1 protein-coding gene is annotated in these 271 nt (G+C 61.3%); it reads left to right on the plus strand.

The features are described 5' to 3' along the window. Positions 1 to 271 (plus strand): fumarylacetoacetate hydrolase family protein (locus SB764_RS40445; protein WP_410866819.1); only part of this gene is annotated, 271 nt, incomplete at both ends.

A 271-nucleotide genomic window follows, 5' to 3' on the forward strand; every position in this document is an offset into this window, starting at 1 on the left:
GGCGCATCCGCTGTTTTTGCTGAAACCGGCGGGTTCGGTGATCGGCTCGGGCGAACCGATCCTGCGCCCGCTCAGCTATGCGGGCAAGATCGCCTACGAAGGCGAACTTGGAATCGTGATCGGGCGGCGCTGCCGCGATGCGAGCGTCGAACAGGCCGCCGAATCGATCTTCGGCTACACGCTTGTCAACGACGTGACCGCAGCCGAACTGTTGAACGAAAATCCGCACTTCCCGCAATGGTGCCGCGCAAAGGGCTTCGATACGTTTTGT

The sequence above is a fragment of the Paraburkholderia sp. SIMBA_027 genome, from assembly GCF_046535315.1.
Classification (GTDB): Bacteria; Pseudomonadota; Gammaproteobacteria; order Burkholderiales; family Burkholderiaceae; genus Paraburkholderia; species Paraburkholderia tropica.